The organism is Streptomyces sp. BJ20 (assembly GCF_022869105.1).
Taxonomy (GTDB): Bacteria; Actinomycetota; Actinomycetes; order Streptomycetales; family Streptomycetaceae; genus Streptomyces; species Streptomyces griseoincarnatus.
In genome coordinates, this window is sequence record NZ_CP094918.1 from 203,448 (window position 1) to 216,995 (window position 13,548).

The 13,548-nt window shown below is 73.7% G+C and carries 13 protein-coding genes; 6 read left to right on the top strand and 7 right to left on the bottom strand.

Going from position 1 to position 13,548, the window contains the following annotated elements:
- Positions 1-21 precede the first annotated feature (21 nt).
- Complete coding sequence (locus MTR79_RS01015) at positions 22-1,683, bottom strand: ABC transporter permease (RefSeq protein WP_244788773.1); 1,662 nt, start codon at positions 1,681-1,683, stop codon at positions 22-24.
- On the bottom strand, positions 1,680-2,645 hold the full coding sequence (locus tag MTR79_RS01020; protein ID WP_189363838.1) for an ABC transporter ATP-binding protein: 966 nt from the start codon (positions 2,643-2,645) through the stop codon (positions 1,680-1,682). The genes MTR79_RS01015 and MTR79_RS01020 overlap by 4 nt, the downstream gene beginning before the upstream one ends.
- 103 nt (positions 2,646-2,748) lie before the next feature.
- Between MTR79_RS01020 and MTR79_RS01025 the strand changes: the two genes are divergently transcribed.
- The gene (locus MTR79_RS01025; protein ID WP_086704067.1) at positions 2,749-3,297 is read left to right on the top strand and encodes a MarR family transcriptional regulator; all 549 of its coding nucleotides are present in this window, start codon (positions 2,749-2,751) and stop codon (positions 3,295-3,297) included.
- 14 nt (positions 3,298-3,311) lie between these two features.
- Here the strand turns inward: MTR79_RS01025 and MTR79_RS01030 are convergent, their stop codons facing one another.
- Complete coding sequence (locus MTR79_RS01030) at positions 3,312-4,118, bottom strand: diacylglycerol kinase family protein (RefSeq protein ID WP_244788775.1); 807 nt, start codon at positions 4,116-4,118, stop codon at positions 3,312-3,314.
- Positions 4,119-4,358: 240 nt separating this feature from the next.
- Between MTR79_RS01030 and MTR79_RS01035 the strand changes: the two genes are divergently transcribed.
- The gene (locus MTR79_RS01035; protein WP_086704070.1) at positions 4,359-5,642 is read left to right on the top strand and encodes an adenylosuccinate synthase; all 1,284 of its coding nucleotides are present in this window, start codon (positions 4,359-4,361) and stop codon (positions 5,640-5,642) included.
- Positions 5,643-5,710: 68 nt separating this feature from the next.
- Here MTR79_RS01035 and MTR79_RS01040 read toward each other — a convergent pair whose 3' ends face one another.
- The 3 genes from MTR79_RS01040 to MTR79_RS01050 all read right to left on the bottom strand — a co-directional run bounded on the left by MTR79_RS01040 (position 5,711) and on the right by MTR79_RS01050 (position 8,710).
- Positions 5,711-6,361, bottom strand: a complete 651-nt coding sequence (locus MTR79_RS01040; protein ID WP_048457033.1) for a hypothetical protein — start codon at positions 6,359-6,361, stop codon at positions 5,711-5,713.
- 71 nt (positions 6,362-6,432) lie between these two features.
- Positions 6,433-7,203, bottom strand: a complete 771-nt coding sequence (locus tag MTR79_RS01045) for a GntR family transcriptional regulator (protein WP_086704071.1) — start codon at positions 7,201-7,203, stop codon at positions 6,433-6,435.
- Between the two features lie 151 nt (positions 7,204-7,354).
- The gene (locus MTR79_RS01050; RefSeq protein WP_086704072.1) at positions 7,355-8,710 is read right to left on the bottom strand and encodes an aspartate aminotransferase family protein; all 1,356 of its coding nucleotides are present in this window, start codon (positions 8,708-8,710) and stop codon (positions 7,355-7,357) included.
- A gap of 194 nt (positions 8,711-8,904) precedes the next feature.
- On the opposite strand from MTR79_RS01050, the gene MTR79_RS01055 reads away from it, so the two are divergent.
- From MTR79_RS01055 to MTR79_RS01065, 3 genes are all read left to right on the top strand, one after another.
- Positions 8,905-9,510, top strand: a complete 606-nt coding sequence (locus tag MTR79_RS01055; RefSeq protein WP_244788777.1) for a DJ-1/PfpI family protein — start codon at positions 8,905-8,907, stop codon at positions 9,508-9,510.
- Positions 9,507-9,977 (top strand): MarR family transcriptional regulator, encoded by a 471-nt coding sequence (locus tag MTR79_RS01060; RefSeq protein ID WP_244788779.1) that lies wholly within the window; start codon positions 9,507-9,509, stop codon positions 9,975-9,977. The genes MTR79_RS01055 and MTR79_RS01060 overlap by 4 nt, the downstream gene beginning before the upstream one ends.
- 78 nt (positions 9,978-10,055) lie before the next feature.
- On the top strand, positions 10,056-11,900 hold the full coding sequence (locus tag MTR79_RS01065; RefSeq protein WP_244788781.1) for a serine/threonine-protein kinase: 1,845 nt from the start codon (positions 10,056-10,058) through the stop codon (positions 11,898-11,900).
- Positions 11,901-12,134: 234 nt separating this feature from the next.
- Here MTR79_RS01065 and MTR79_RS01070 read toward each other — a convergent pair whose 3' ends face one another.
- The gene (locus tag MTR79_RS01070; RefSeq protein ID WP_189363842.1) at positions 12,135-12,878 is read right to left on the bottom strand and encodes an SLATT domain-containing protein; all 744 of its coding nucleotides are present in this window, start codon (positions 12,876-12,878) and stop codon (positions 12,135-12,137) included.
- Between the two features lie 302 nt (positions 12,879-13,180).
- Between MTR79_RS01070 and MTR79_RS01075 the strand changes: the two genes are divergently transcribed.
- On the top strand, positions 13,181-13,522 hold the full coding sequence (locus tag MTR79_RS01075; protein ID WP_078492938.1) for a YbaB/EbfC family nucleoid-associated protein: 342 nt from the start codon (positions 13,181-13,183) through the stop codon (positions 13,520-13,522).
- Positions 13,523-13,548: the final 26 nt, after the last annotated feature.

The following is a 13,548-nucleotide window of genomic DNA, read 5'->3' on the forward strand; positions in this document are numbered from 1 at the left end:
GGCTGATCAGCACCATGACGGCTACTTCGTCTCCAGGTCCCGCCGGCGGAAGCCGGTCAGGCCCAGCCACACCAGGGCGGCGGCGACGAGGGTCAGCAGGAACAGCGGGGTCCAGTCCATGCCGGCGGCGGGCAGGCGGGGGATGTGGCCGAAGGGGGAGAGGTTGTTCATCCAGTCCGGGAACTGGAGGATCTGGCCGAGATAGCCGGCCACGAACGCGTACACCGGCACGACCCAGGCCGTCTGGCTCGCCCGGGGGAACCAGCCGAAGAGGACCACCGCCACGCCGACCGTGACCCACAGGGCCGGTGCGTACGCGAGGGCCGCGCCCGTCAGGTCGGGCACCAGCCCGGCGTCACCGGTCGAGGCCGCCCCGGCCAGGCCGAAGCCGAGCCCGGCCAGCAGCAGGACGACCGTGCCGCCGCCCATGGCCACGGCGAGATGACCGCCGACCCAGCGGGAGCGTGAGAGGCCGGTGGCGAGCAGGGGCTCGGCGCGGCCCGCCGTCTCCTCGGACCGGGGCCGCAGGGCCGCCATCACGACGTACACCGACGCCACGACCGTCAGGACGACCATGACCATCGAGGCGAAGGACTCGGCGACGCTCGCCCCGCCGATGCGCTCCAGGGCCTCCTCGATCTCGTCGATGCCCGCCAGCATCTCCTCGGCGTCCCCGAGGATCGACCCGTACATCGCGCCCATCAGGAACAGGCCGGCGCCGAAACCGGCCAGCAGGCCCCGGTGCAGGCGCAGGGCGAAGCCGAGCGATGTGGTGAGCGCGGCGGAGGCGGTGGGGCTGCCCGGTTTCTGCGGACGCAGCCCCGCGCCCACGTCCCGGCGGGTGGAGAGCCAGAAGCCCGCGGCCGCGCACCCCGTCGCGCACAGCAGGCACAGCAGCAGCGGCCACCAGCGGTTGTCGACGTACGGGTAGCTGCGCTGCACCCAGCCGATCGGGGACAGCCAGGACAGGGTGTCGTTCGTGCCGCTGTCGCCGGCGGCGCGCAGCACGTAGGCGATGCCGATGACCGCGAGCGCCGTTCCGGACGCGCCGCGCGTGTGCGCGGTGAACTGGACGGTGACCGCGGCGACGGCGGCGAAGACGAGACCGGCGGCGGCGTGGGCGGAGCCGTAGACCAGCGAGCCCGCCGTGTCGATGCCCTCCATCCCCAGACCGGCCAGGCCGAGGGCCAGCAGCAGGGCGAGTGCGAGGTTGGCCAGGGTGGCGACGGCCAGGGCGGCGGCGAGGTGGGCGTGCCGGCCGACGACGGTCGAGCGCACCAGTTCGGCGCGGCCCGTCTCCTCCTCCGCGCGGGTGTGCCGCGTGACGATCAGCACGCTCATGAGGCCGACGAGGACGGCCGTGAAGCCGATCATCTGGTGGCTGAGGATGGAGCCGAAGCCGTCGTCGGTGAGGTAGTGGCGGGGGCCGGACATGGCCAGACCGGCCGGGCTGTCCACGCTCTTGACGGCGTTCGCCCGGTCCTCGGGGTCGCTGTAGAGCGTCCTGAAGCTGTTCGCCGTCATGAGGGTGGAGAGGAACAGGGCCAGGATCCACACCGGGAGCCGGACCCGGTCCCGGCGCAGGGCGAAGCGGATCAGGGTCCTCGTGCCGGCCAGCGCGTTGCCGCCCGCGACCGGTGCGGCGGGCGCACGGGTGCCGGGGTCGGCGGTGACGGAGGTCATCGCGGCTCTCCGTTCGTGCCCTGTCCTGTGGTGTGCCCGTCGGCGCCGGCGCCGTGCCCGTTGGCGGCCAGCTCGTCGCCGTAGTGGCGCAGCATCAGCTCCTCCAGGGTGGGCGGATGGCTGACCAGGCTGCGGACGCCGAGGTCGGTGAGCGCGCGGACGGCGGCGCCGACCTGGGCGCCGTCGACGGTGAAGCGGATCCGGCCGGTGGCCTCGTCGACGGTCCGCAGGTCGTGGACGCCGGGCAGACGGGCGAGGTCCGCGGCGGGCCGTTCGGTCTCCGCCTCGACGGTGGTGCGGGTCAGATGACGCAGCTCGCCGAGGGTGCCGGACTGGACGGTCCGGCCCTGGCGGACGATGCTCACCCGGTCGGCGAGCTTCTCCACCTGGGCCAGGATGTGGCTGGAGAGCAGCACGGTCCGGCCGGCCGCCTTGGCCTCGGCGATGACGTCCTGGAAGACGACCTCCATCAGCGGGTCGAGCCCCGCGGTCGGCTCGTCGAGCAGCAGCAGCTCGGCGTCGGAGGCGAGCGCGGCGACGATGGCGACCTTCTGCCGGTTGCCCTTGGAGTAGGCGCGGCCCTTCTTGGTCGGGTCGAGGTCGAACCGCTCGACGAGTTCGGCGCGGCGCCGCTCGTCGAGCCCGCCGCGCAGCCGGGCCAGCAGGTCGATGGCCTCGCCGCCGGTCAGCCCCGGCCACAGCTCCACGTCACCGGGGACGTAGGCGATGCGGCGGTGCAGCGCCACGGCGTCGCGCCACGGATCCTGCCCCAGCACCTCGGCGGTGCCGGAGTCGGCGCGCAGCAGACCGAGCAGCACGCGGATGGTGGTCGACTTGCCGGCGCCGTTGGGGCCGAGGAAGCCGTGGACCTCGCCGGTCCCGACGGTCAGGTCGAGCCCGTCCAGTGCGTGGGTCCGGCCGAACGACTTGCGCAGCCCGGACACGGAGATGGCCTTCGTCATGCCTGGGAACGTACGCTTCGTTCACGGATTTGTGAAGTTAAGGAAGCGTATAAACGCTGACTAGACTGAACCGGTGGTGCCTGAGCAGGGGAAAGGGTCGGACATGGCGGAACCGGGCGGGACGGTCCGGGACCCGGAGGCGGTCTCGCGGTTCGTGGAGAACTTCGCGGCGCAGTTGGTGGAGGCCGGGCTGCCGCGGATGCCCGCCCGCGTCTTCGTGGCCCTGCTCGCCTCCGACGACGGCGTCCTGACCTCCGCCGAGCTGAGTGAACGGCTCAGGATCTCACCGGCCGCGGTGTCGGGGGCGGTGCGCTACATGGCGCGCCAGCACATGGTGTCCCGCGAGCGTGAACCGGGCTCCCGCCGGGAGCGCTACCGGGTCCACGGCGAGCAGTGGTACGAGGCCCTCACCAATCGCGAGGCCGTCATCAGGCGCTGGGAGGGGGCCCTGCGGGAAGGCATCGCCAGTCTGGGACGGGACACCCCGGCAGGCCGGCGGCTGGCGGAGACGCTGGCCTTCTTCGAGTTCATGGAGAAGGAGCTCGAGGCGATGATGGAGCGCTGGCACGGGCACCGGCGGAACCTGTTCGGCGATGCCGGGGAAGACCCGGGAGCAGCCCCCGGGCAGCGGCCGGTCCGGCACGACGAGTGACGTCCGGAGGTGACTCACCCCGGCACCGTCAGCCCCCAGGCCCCCTCCCGCACCTCCCACGTCCGCGTCCGCACCGGCCCCGAGACCACCGCGTCCGCCCGGTAGCGGAAATGCGCGCCCGACACGGTGACCGTGCGGCCCTCCGCCGACAGGGGGGACGCCTCCGCCCCGACCGAGGCCGGGCGGACCTCGACGTGGGCCGTGCCCGGGGCGCCGGGGACGACCGAGACGGCCTCCACCGACTGGTGCAGGTCGACGAGCGTCTCCCCGTCCACCTCCACCCGCAGCCGCGTCGGCCCCGACCCCGGCGCGGCGGGCGGCCGGGCGGGCGCCAGCGTGCGCACCAGGGAGCGGCAGGTCCGCAGCCACGGGTGGGTCACCCCGTCGGCGGAGTCCCGCTCGGGGGACGGCGAGCCCAGCGGAGGGATCCGCAGCGCGCCCAGCACCACGCCGTCGCTGTCGTCGACCAGCAGGTCCATCCGGCGCTCCGCCCCGTCCAGCACGGCCCGCGCCGCGGCTACCGCCCCCGACGGGACGCCCAGCGACCGGGCGAGCGACACCGCGCCCCCGACCGGCACCAGGGACAGCGCGCATCCGGCCAGCTCCCGGTGCCGGTGCAGCAGCTCCACCGCGCGCACCAGCGCCCGGTCGTCGCCCACCACCACCGGACGGCGTGAGCCGCGCCGGGCCAGCGCCCGGGCGAACTCCTCCGGGCCGTCCGGCAGACACACCTTCGCGCCGGCCGCACCGGCGCGGAGCACGTCCCGCGCGATCCGGACCGACTCGCCGTCCGCCCGCCGGGCGACCGGATCGATGACCACCAGGAGCTGATCGGACGTCGCGGAAGATGTCCCGGATGTCGCCACCTCGGCCCTGCCTCGCTTCCTCGGGTAGCATCTTTGTGCAAGAGCCCCTTTGCGCTATTGCGCCAGGGGCTTCGTCTATTCCGGGGCATCCGGTCCGACGGTTGGCGGCCAACGGTGGTCGCGGTGCACGCGGCGGAGATCCTCCGTGTGCGCCCCTGACCTTGGACATGCCCCGCCCGGAAGGGGTGTACGCGCGTGCCCGCACTTGTGCTGCTCGGTGCTCAGTGGGGTGACGAAGGCAAGGGAAAGGCGACGGACCTGCTCGGTGGTTCCGTCGACTATGTGGTGCGCTACCAGGGCGGCAACAACGCCGGCCACACGGTGGTCGTGGGCGATCAGAAGTACGCCCTTCACCTGCTCCCTTCCGGGATTCTCTCCCCCGGCTGCACGCCGGTCATCGGTAACGGCGTCGTCGTCGACCCGTCGGTCCTGCTCTCCGAGCTGAGCGGTCTGAACGAGCGCGGCGTCGACACGTCCAAGCTCCTGATCAGCGGTAACGCGCACATCATCACGCCGTACAACGTGACGGTGGACAAGGTGACCGAGCGTTTCCTCGGCAAGCGGAAGATCGGCACCACCGGCCGCGGCATCGGCCCGACCTACGCCGACAAGATCAACCGCGTCGGCATCCGGGTGCAGGACCTCTACGACGAGTCGATCCTCACCCAGAAGGTGGAAGCGGCGCTCGACGTCAAGAACCAGATGCTCACCAAGCTCTACAACCGGCGCGCGATCGCCGTCGGCCAGGTGGTCGAGGAGCTGCTGGACTACGCGGACAAGCTGGCGCCGTACGTCGCCGACACCGTGCTGGTGCTGAACGAGGCGCTGGAGCAGGACAAGGTGGTCCTCTTCGAGGGCGGCCAGGGCACCCTGCTCGACATCGACCACGGCACGTACCCCTTCGTCACCTCGTCGAACCCGACCGCGGGCGGCGCCTGCACCGGCGCCGGCGTGGGCCCGACGAAGATCAGCCGGGTCATCGGCATCCTCAAGGCGTACACCACCCGTGTCGGCGCCGGACCGTTCCCGACGGAGCTGTTCGACGAGGACGGCGAGGCGCTGCGCCGCATCGGCGGCGAGCGGGGCGTCACCACCGGTCGTGACCGCCGCTGCGGCTGGTTCGACGCGGTCATCGCCCGCTACGCGACCCGGGTCAACGGCCTGACGGACTTCTTCCTCACCAAGCTCGACGTCCTCACCGGCTGGGAGCAGATCCCGGTCTGCGTGGCGTACGAGATCGACGGCAAGCGCGTCGAGGAGCTGCCGTACTCGCAGACGGACTTCCACCACGCGAAGCCGGTCTACGAGATGCTGCCCGGCTGGAGCGAGGACATCAGCAAGGCGAAGTCCTTCTCCGACCTGCCGAAGAACGCCCAGGCGTACGTGAAGGCCCTGGAGGAGATGTCCGGCGCCCCGATCTCCGCGATCGGCGTGGGCCCGGGCCGTACCGAGACGATCGAGATCAACTCGTTCCTCTAGGAGCACCCGCTGCGACCGGCCACCGGCGTCCCCGGGAAGGGGCGCCGGTGGCCGACGCGTGTCCGGCCTCAGCTGAAGACGATCATCGAGCCCTGCGCCAGGCTCCGGGTGGCCGCCGCGTGCAGGCCGAGCCATACATGCCGCTCACGGGCGAACGGGCTCGGGTCGTAGGGCGCGGGGACCGCCGGCTCCTCCAGCTCGGTGGGGGCCCGCGGCGGCTCGGGCGCGGCCGGCGGGTTCGCCGGGTCGATGCCGATCGACGGCGCGACCGACTCCAGTTCGCGCAGCAGCGCGTGCGAGGACCCCAACGGGCCGCCCCCGGCGAGGAGTTCGTCGCTGGACAGCGGGCTGGGGAAGTCCACGGGCACGTACGCGCCCGCGTGGTCGTAGTGCCACACCAGGTGCGACTGCTGGGCCGTCGCCTCGAACATCTCCAGCAACTGCTCGTAGTCACCGCCCAGTTCGTCCACCGGGGTGACAGGAAGGCCGCAGACCTGGAGCAGGTGCACGCGCCGCAGGAAGTGCAGGGCGTCGTAGTCGAACCCGGCGACCGGGGCGACGTCCCCGGTCAGTCCCGGCATGTACTGGTACACCGGCACCGGCGGCAGTCCCGCGTCGGCCAGCACCGTGTTGTACTGCGCGAGTTCCTCGGCGAAGGGGTTGTCGGGCGTGTGGCACAACACGTCGACGAGCGGTACCAGCCACAGGTCACAGGCCAAAAGAGGACTCCTCGCATCGCGCGGTCGTCGGGTGGGACGTCCGGGTCCGGGAAGACGGTTCGGGACAGGGGTCAGGGAAGCGTATCGGCGTCCCGGGCGGGCGGATCCTCCTGTGCGGGCCGTCGTACAGGTCCCTTACCCGCCGCGTCGGCCGTCAGGCCCTCGACGAGGGACAGGGAGTACGCGGTGTACGTGTCGAGGACGGCGCGCGCGGCGGTCGTGTCGCCCTCGGTCAGGGCGTCCACCAGCTCGGTGTGACGCGCCCAGAGCCGGCCCCGCGGATCGGGCAGCTGCCGCAGGTGCTGCACCACGTACACCCACATCTGCACCCGCAGCCGGTGCAGGAAGTCGGTGAGGTACGGGTTGCCGAACGCGGACGCCAGCTCCCGCCAGAAGCGCAGGTCGTAGCCGATCAGCACGGTGACCTCGCCGGCCAGGGCCGCGCGCCGGGCCTCCTCGCCGCGCCGCCGCACCCCGGCGAGGAGCGCCGCCAGCCGTGGCTCGTCGGGCCGCAGGCGGGGTGCGCCGCCGTGGGTGAGCGCGTGGAACATCCCCTCGGTGACCAGGCTGCGCGCCTCGATCATGCCGCGGAAGTCGTCGGGGGAGTACTCGTGCACCCGGAAGCCCCGGTGCTGGTCGGCGTCCAGCAGTCCCTGCGCCGACAGGTCGACCAGCGCCTCCCGCACGGGCGTCGCGGACACCCCGTACTGGTCGGCGATCTCCTTGACGGTGAACTCCTGCCCCGGCTGGAGCCGCCCGGCCAGCACCTCGTCACGGAGCGCGTCGGCGATCTGCTGCCGCAGGGTGCTGCGGGTCACGGCGACGTTGCCGAGGCGGGGCATGGTCGGGGCGTCTCCCTCATCGCGTTCGAGTGGCGTGCTCACAGAAGTCCACGGGCACGCCACCTTACGCGGTTCGACGGCGGCGCCGGATGTTCGAACGGGCGCGAGGGGAGACCCCTCGCGCCCGCTGGAACGCCGGTGACCCGGCCGGTCACCTCACGTGTTCGTCGGCCACCGACAGGGCCGCGTCCAGGGCCGCCAAGCCCTCCTTCAGCTCGGCCTCACCCGTGTTGAGCGGGGGCACGACGTGGGTGCGGTTCATGTTCACGAACGGCCACAGGCCGGCCTTCTTCGCGGCGGCGGCGAAGGCGGCCATCGGGGCGTTCGCCTCGCCGGACGCGTTGTACGGCACCAGCGGCTCCCGGGTCTCCCGGTCGCGCACCAGCTCCACCGCCCAGAACATGCCGGTGCCGCGCACCTCGCCCACGCTCGGGTGACGCTCGGCCAGCTCCCGCAGACCCGGGCCGACGACGGACGCGCCGAGGGAGGCCGCGTTCCCGACGAGGCCCTCCTCCTCCATCACGTTGATCGTCGCGACGGCGGCGGCGCAGGCCAGCGGGTGCCCGGAGTAGGTCAGGCCGCCCGGGTAGGCGCGGGTGGCGAAGGTGGCCGCGATCTCCGCGGAGATGGCGACACCGCCCAGCGGGACGTAACCGGAGTTCACGCCCTTGGCGAAGGTCATCAGATCCGGCACGACGTCGTACAGGTCGGCCGCGAACCAGGTGCCGGTCCGGCCGAACCCGGCCATCACCTCGTCCAGCACCAGGACGATGCCGTACTTGTCGCACAGCGCGCGGACGCCCGCGAGGTAGCCGGGCGGGGGCGGCATGACGCCGGCCGTGCCCGGGATGGTCTCCAGGATGATCGCGGCGATCGTCGAGGGCCCCTCGAAGGCGATCGTCGTCTCCAGGTGCTCCAGCGCCCGCGCGCATTCCTGCTCCTCGGTCTCGGCGTAGAAGCGCGAGCGGTAGAGGAACGGCGCCCAGAAGTGCACGACCCCGGCGGTGGCGCTGTCGGAGGCCCAGCGGCGCGGGTCGCCGGTCACGTTCACCGCCTGCTGGGTGCCGCCGTGGTACGAGCGGTACGCGGAGAGCACCTTGGGGCGGCCGGTGTGCAGCCGGGCCATGCGCAGGGCGTGCTCCACGGCGTCGGCGCCGCCGTTGGTGAAGAAGATCTTGTCCAGGTCGCCGGGGGTGCGCTCGGCGATCAGCCGGGCCGCCTCCGAGCGCGCCTCGACGGCGAACGCGGGCGCGAACGTCGTCATCCGCGCCGCCTGCTCCTGGATCGCGGCGACGACCTTGGGGTGCTGGTAGCCGATGTTCGTGTAGACGAGGCCGCTGGTGAAGTCCAGGTAGCGGCGGCCGTCGTAGTCCCAGAAGTACGACCCCTCCGCCCCGGCGACGGCGAGCGGGTCGATGAGCTCCTGCGCGGACCAGGAGTGGAACACGTGCGCACGGTCGGCGGCCTTGACGGCGGCGCCGGCCTCGGGGTCGGGCTGAGGGGTCATGCGCCCGAGCGTAGGCGGCGGCGGTGGACGAGCGACATCGGCGGGGTGTCTGCGGTGCGGGGGTTTCCGCGACAGGTTGTCGACCAGGGGGAGGGCGGGGGGGGTGAGTGACCGGGCGAGCTATTGACAGCTTGCTGTCATATTGACAGGCTACTGTCGTAGCTCGCCAGAGGAATCGACCCCAGGGAGCGGTCATGACCCGCAAGCCCGTGCATCTCGCCCTCTACGACACCTGGGCCGACTGGGAGACCGGTCACGCCACCGCCCACCTCGCCCTCGCGGGCTTCGAGGTGCGCACCGCGACCCCCGGCGGCAGGCCCGTCACCAGCGTGGGCGGCCTCCACGCCCGGCCCGACCTCGCGCTGGAGGAGCTGCGCCCCGAGGACAGCTCCCTGCTGATCCTCCCCGGCGCCACCGCATGGGACGAGGGCGACGACCTCGCCCCCGTCGCGCGCACCGCCCGCGCCTTCCTCGACGCGGGCGTGCCGGTCGCCGCGATCTGCGGCGCCACCGCCGGCCTCGCCCGCGAGGGCCTGCTCGACGACCGGGCGCACACCAGTGCCGCCGTCCCCTACCTCGCGGCGACGGGGTACGCGGGCGCCGGGCGGTACGTGGAGGCCGACGCCGTCACCGACGGCCCGCTCGTCACCGCAGGCCCGACCGAACCCGTCGCCTTCGCCCGCGAGATCCTCCGCCTGCTCGGCGCCTACGACGACAAGGCGGTCGACGCCTGGTACCGGCTGTTCCACCACTCCGACCCGGCCGCGTACGCCGAGTGGACGGAGGCGGTGAGCAGGTGAGCGAGGAGGAACAGGACCTGCTCAGCCGGGCCGCGCTCGGCGCGTTCAGGCTCAACGGCCAGTTCCTCGCGGTCGCCGAGGAACTGGCCCGGCCCGCCGGGCTCACCGCCGCACGGTGGCAGGTGCTGGGCGCGGTGCTCCGGGAGCCGCTGCCGGTGTCCGGGATAGCCCGCGTCATGGGCGTCACCCGGCAGAGCGTGCAGCGCGTCGCCGACCTGCTGGTGGAGCAGGGGCTCGCCGAGTACCGGCCCAACCCCGCCCACCGCCGCGCCAAACTCCTCGCCCCGACCGAGGAGGGGTACGCGGCCGTCCGCCGCATCGACCCCGGCCACGCGGCCTTCGCCGCACGGCTCGCGACGGCGTACCGGGAGACCCACGGGGAGGAAGGGCTCGCGGAGGCGGTGCGGGCGCTGGAACGCCTGTCCACGGTGCTCGACGGCCTCGGCCCGCCTGTTACGGAACCGTAGGCGTCGGCCGGCTCACCCGGCACCGGCCCGCCACTATCCTCGATCCGTTGCTCACTGCGGGGGGAAGGCGGCGCAGCGATGGACCAGCTCGGGACCGGGGATCCGCAGTCGATCGGGGGCTACCGGCTGCTCGCACGGCTGGGCGCCGGCGGCATGGGCCAGGTCTACCTCGCCCGCTCCGACCGGGGACGCACCGTCGCCGTGAAACTGGTCCGCGAGGAGCTGGCCCGCCAGGAGGAGTTCCGCGCCCGCTTCCGCCAGGAGGTGCGGGCCGCCCGGCAGGTCGGCGGCGACTGGACCGCACCCGTGCTGGACGCCGACACCGAGGCGGCCGTGCCGTGGGTGGCCACCGGGTACGTCGCCGGGCCGAGCCTCCAGCAGGTGGTGGGCCACGACCACGGGGCGCTGCCCGAGCGGTCGGTGCGCATCCTCGGCGCCGGCCTCGCGTACGCGCTCAAGGACATCCACGCGGCCGGGATCATCCACCGCGACCTCAAGCCGTCCAACGTCCTCGTCACCATCGACGGGCCGCGCGTCATCGACTTCGGCATCGCCCGCGCGCTGGAGACGGTGACCGACGGCGGGCTCACCCGCACCGGCGCGCTCGTCGGCTCGCCCGGCTTCATGGCGCCCGAGCAGGTGCGCGGCGACCGCATCACGCCCGCCTGCGACGTGTTCTGCCTCGGCTCCGTGCTCGCCTACGCGGCGACCGGCGCGCTGCCGTTCGGCACCGCCAACAGCGGGGTGCACGCGCTGATGTTCCGCATCGCGCAGGAGGAACCCGACCTGACGCAGGTGCCCGAGGGGCTCGCCGACCTGGTGCGGGCGTGCCTGCGCAAGGACCCGGCGGCCCGGCCCACGCTCGACGAGGTGCTGGCCGCCACCGGCGCGGAGGACACCGTCGCCGACGGCCGCTCCCGCGACCCGTGGCTGCCCAGCGCGCTGGTCGCCCAGCTCGGCCGGCACGCCGTACGGCTCCTCGACGCGGAGGACCCCCAGGCGCCGGCGCCCTCCGGGGAGCCCGGAGGGGACGCGCCCGCCGAGCACGCGCGCGCCGCCGACGACGGCGCGGCCCCGCCCCTGCCGGGGCAGCCCGACGTGAACCACCTGCCCACGGTGGTGGCCGGCCGGGGCGGCGAACCGGCCCCTCCGTCGGGACCGACTCCGGGACCCGCGCCGGGTGGCGCGTACGGCGGAGGCGCCTACGGCCGGCCGCAGCAGCACCCGCAGCCGCCCGCGTACGGCCACCCGTACGGCGGTCACGGCGCGGGCGCGACCCCGCCCTACGGCCCACCGCCCTACGGGGCCCCGCCGTACGTCCCGCCCCAGCAGGAGCCGCGCCGCGACAACCGCTCCACCGCGCTGCTCGTGGTGATCGCGCTGGTGGTGGCGCTCGCCGCGGGCGGCAGCGTGTACGCGCTGATGAGCGGCGCCCGGGACGACGACCGTGCGGGGGGCGACCCGTCGACGCCCGCCGCGCCGAGCAGCGCACCGCAGAGCACCGGCGACGCGGCCGCCACCGACGACGTGCCGCCCGCGGAGACGCGCTCACCGAGCAGCAGCGCGCCCGCGGACGGGACGGTCCCGGGGGAGTTCCTGGGCCGCTGGTCCACCACCATCGACAACGACAGCGGCTCCCACGGCCGCCGCCTCACCGTGCAGCAGGGCGAGGTCGGCGACACGGTGATGTCCCTGGTGGCCGACGGCCCCACCGGCAACGGCACCTACCACTGCGTCTTCGAGGCCCGCCTCACCGGCACCTCCGACGGCCGCCTCCGGATCGGCCCCTCCACCGTCACCGCCGGCGAACCCCGATCCGCCTGCACCCCCGGTTCGGCCAGCGAGATCACCCTCCTCCCGGACGGCACCCTCCGCCGCGAAAGCACAGGCACGGGCGAGCAACTGACGTACACACGCGACTGACGGCTACCGCCGCCGTCCGCGGACAGTCGTGCCGATGGGGCGGCACGGGTGGGCGCGGACGGCACCCCGCAAGCGCCGGGCTGCGCGACACCCTCCGCGCCCAGCGACCACGCCGGCGCGCATCGAACGCACCGCGTCCACGCCCACACCGACGCGCATCGGACGCACCGCACCTCTCACCTACACCGAGCGCGCCTCACCGCACCGCGCCCCCAAACCGCCCCCAACCGAACCTCACCGCGCCTCCGGCGGCCGCTGCCGAGGCATGTTCGGCCGAGCCCCGTTCGGCGCGGCGGCGAACCGCCCGACAGGCAGCGCCACCTCCGGCCGCCCCCCGCCGGCCAGCGCGTTCCGCACCCCCAGCGGCACCCCGCTCCGGAACTCCATCATCCAGTCCGCAGTCTCCACCCGAACCAGTTCCGTCACGTCCTCGGTGAACCGCCGCAACACCGTCAGGCACCGCTCCGCGGCCTCACTCGCCGTCCCCTCGGCAGGCCCCAGCACCTCCCGCACGCACTCCGACGCCCAGTCGAACTGGAACGCCTGCAGCCGCCGCTGCACGGCCTGCGCGGTCGCCACGTCCCGCATCCACCCGGACGTCATCCCGAAGAATCGATCGGCCGCCACACACGCCACGGCGACCAGCAACGCCAGATACCCCCACGCCGTGACACCGTCCACCGCCCCGGTCAGATCCAGCAGCGGCAACGCGGCCCCGGCCAGCGCCCCCAACGCCGTACCGGCGCGCAGCGCCCAGGCGCACCGCCGCTTCCACATCCGGTCCTCGAGGTACCAGGCGGCGGTGTCCAGCGCCCCGCGCTCCACCCACCGGTACAGCTCGTCCAGCCGCGCGGCCGGCTCGCCCCAGTCCCCGAGCGGGAACGCCCGGCCGACGGGGTCGCCCGGACGCAGCCCCGCCGCGCCTTCGCCCCGCCCGTCGTGAGGCCGACCCTCGGGCTGCATCTCCGGCTGACCCACCCGGTATCTCCCCTCCTGAACCGACCTGACCGACCCCCCGCGCACGCACCGTGCGCGTTCGGCCGGTCACGCGTGGTGCTCGCGCGCCGGGCCCTTCCTACCGCCCAACGGGTGGGCGCGTCGGGGGTTCGCGCGCTTTTACGCCCGGAAGAAGGCGGTCATCGGGTATAGGGCCCCGGACCGGACTCACCCGAAAGAGTGCCGGGGCAACGGCCGTCCCGAGCACGTAGGCTCGTGCCGAGGGTGCGGCCCCCGCACCCGGACCGACGTAACGACCCGACATACCGACCTAGGAGCGAATCGTGATCCCCGGTGGTGGCCAGCCCAACATGCAGCAGCTGCTCCAGCAGGCCCAGAAGATGCAGCAGGACCTGGCCAAGGCCCAGGAGGAGCTGGCGCGTACGGAGGTCGAGGGTCAGGCGGGCGGCGGCCTGGTGCGGGCCACCGTCACCGGCTCCGGCGAGCTGCGGGCGCTGAAGATCGACCCGAAGGCCGTGGACCCGGAGGACACCGAGACCCTCGCGGACCTGGTCGTCGCGGCGGTCCAGGCGGCGAACGAGAACGCGCAGACGCTGCAGCAGCAGAAGCTCGGACCGCTGGCCCAGGGCCTCGGCGGGGGCGGCATCCCCGGCCTCCCCTTCTGACGAAGGGCGGCCGGCCGGGGCTTCCC

Bases quoted from the DNA above. Each gene is read 5' to 3' on its own strand.
- MTR79_RS01015 (WP_244788773.1), bottom strand. From the start codon at position 1,683: ATGACCTCCGTCACCGCCGACCCCGGCACCCGTGCGCCCGCCGCACCG.
- MTR79_RS01020 (WP_189363838.1), bottom strand. From the start codon at position 2,645: ATGACGAAGGCCATCTCCGTGTCCGGGCTGCGCAAGTCGTTCGGCCGG.
- MTR79_RS01025 (WP_086704067.1), top strand. From the start codon at position 2,749: ATGGCGGAACCGGGCGGGACGGTCCGGGACCCGGAGGCGGTCTCGCGG.
- MTR79_RS01045 (WP_086704071.1), bottom strand. From the start codon at position 7,203: ATGCCCCGCCTCGGCAACGTCGCCGTGACCCGCAGCACCCTGCGGCAG.
- MTR79_RS01050 (WP_086704072.1), bottom strand. From the start codon at position 8,710: ATGACCCCTCAGCCCGACCCCGAGGCCGGCGCCGCCGTCAAGGCCGCC.
- MTR79_RS01055 (WP_244788777.1), top strand. From the start codon at position 8,905: ATGACCCGCAAGCCCGTGCATCTCGCCCTCTACGACACCTGGGCCGAC.
- MTR79_RS01065 (WP_244788781.1), top strand. From the start codon at position 10,056: ATGGACCAGCTCGGGACCGGGGATCCGCAGTCGATCGGGGGCTACCGG.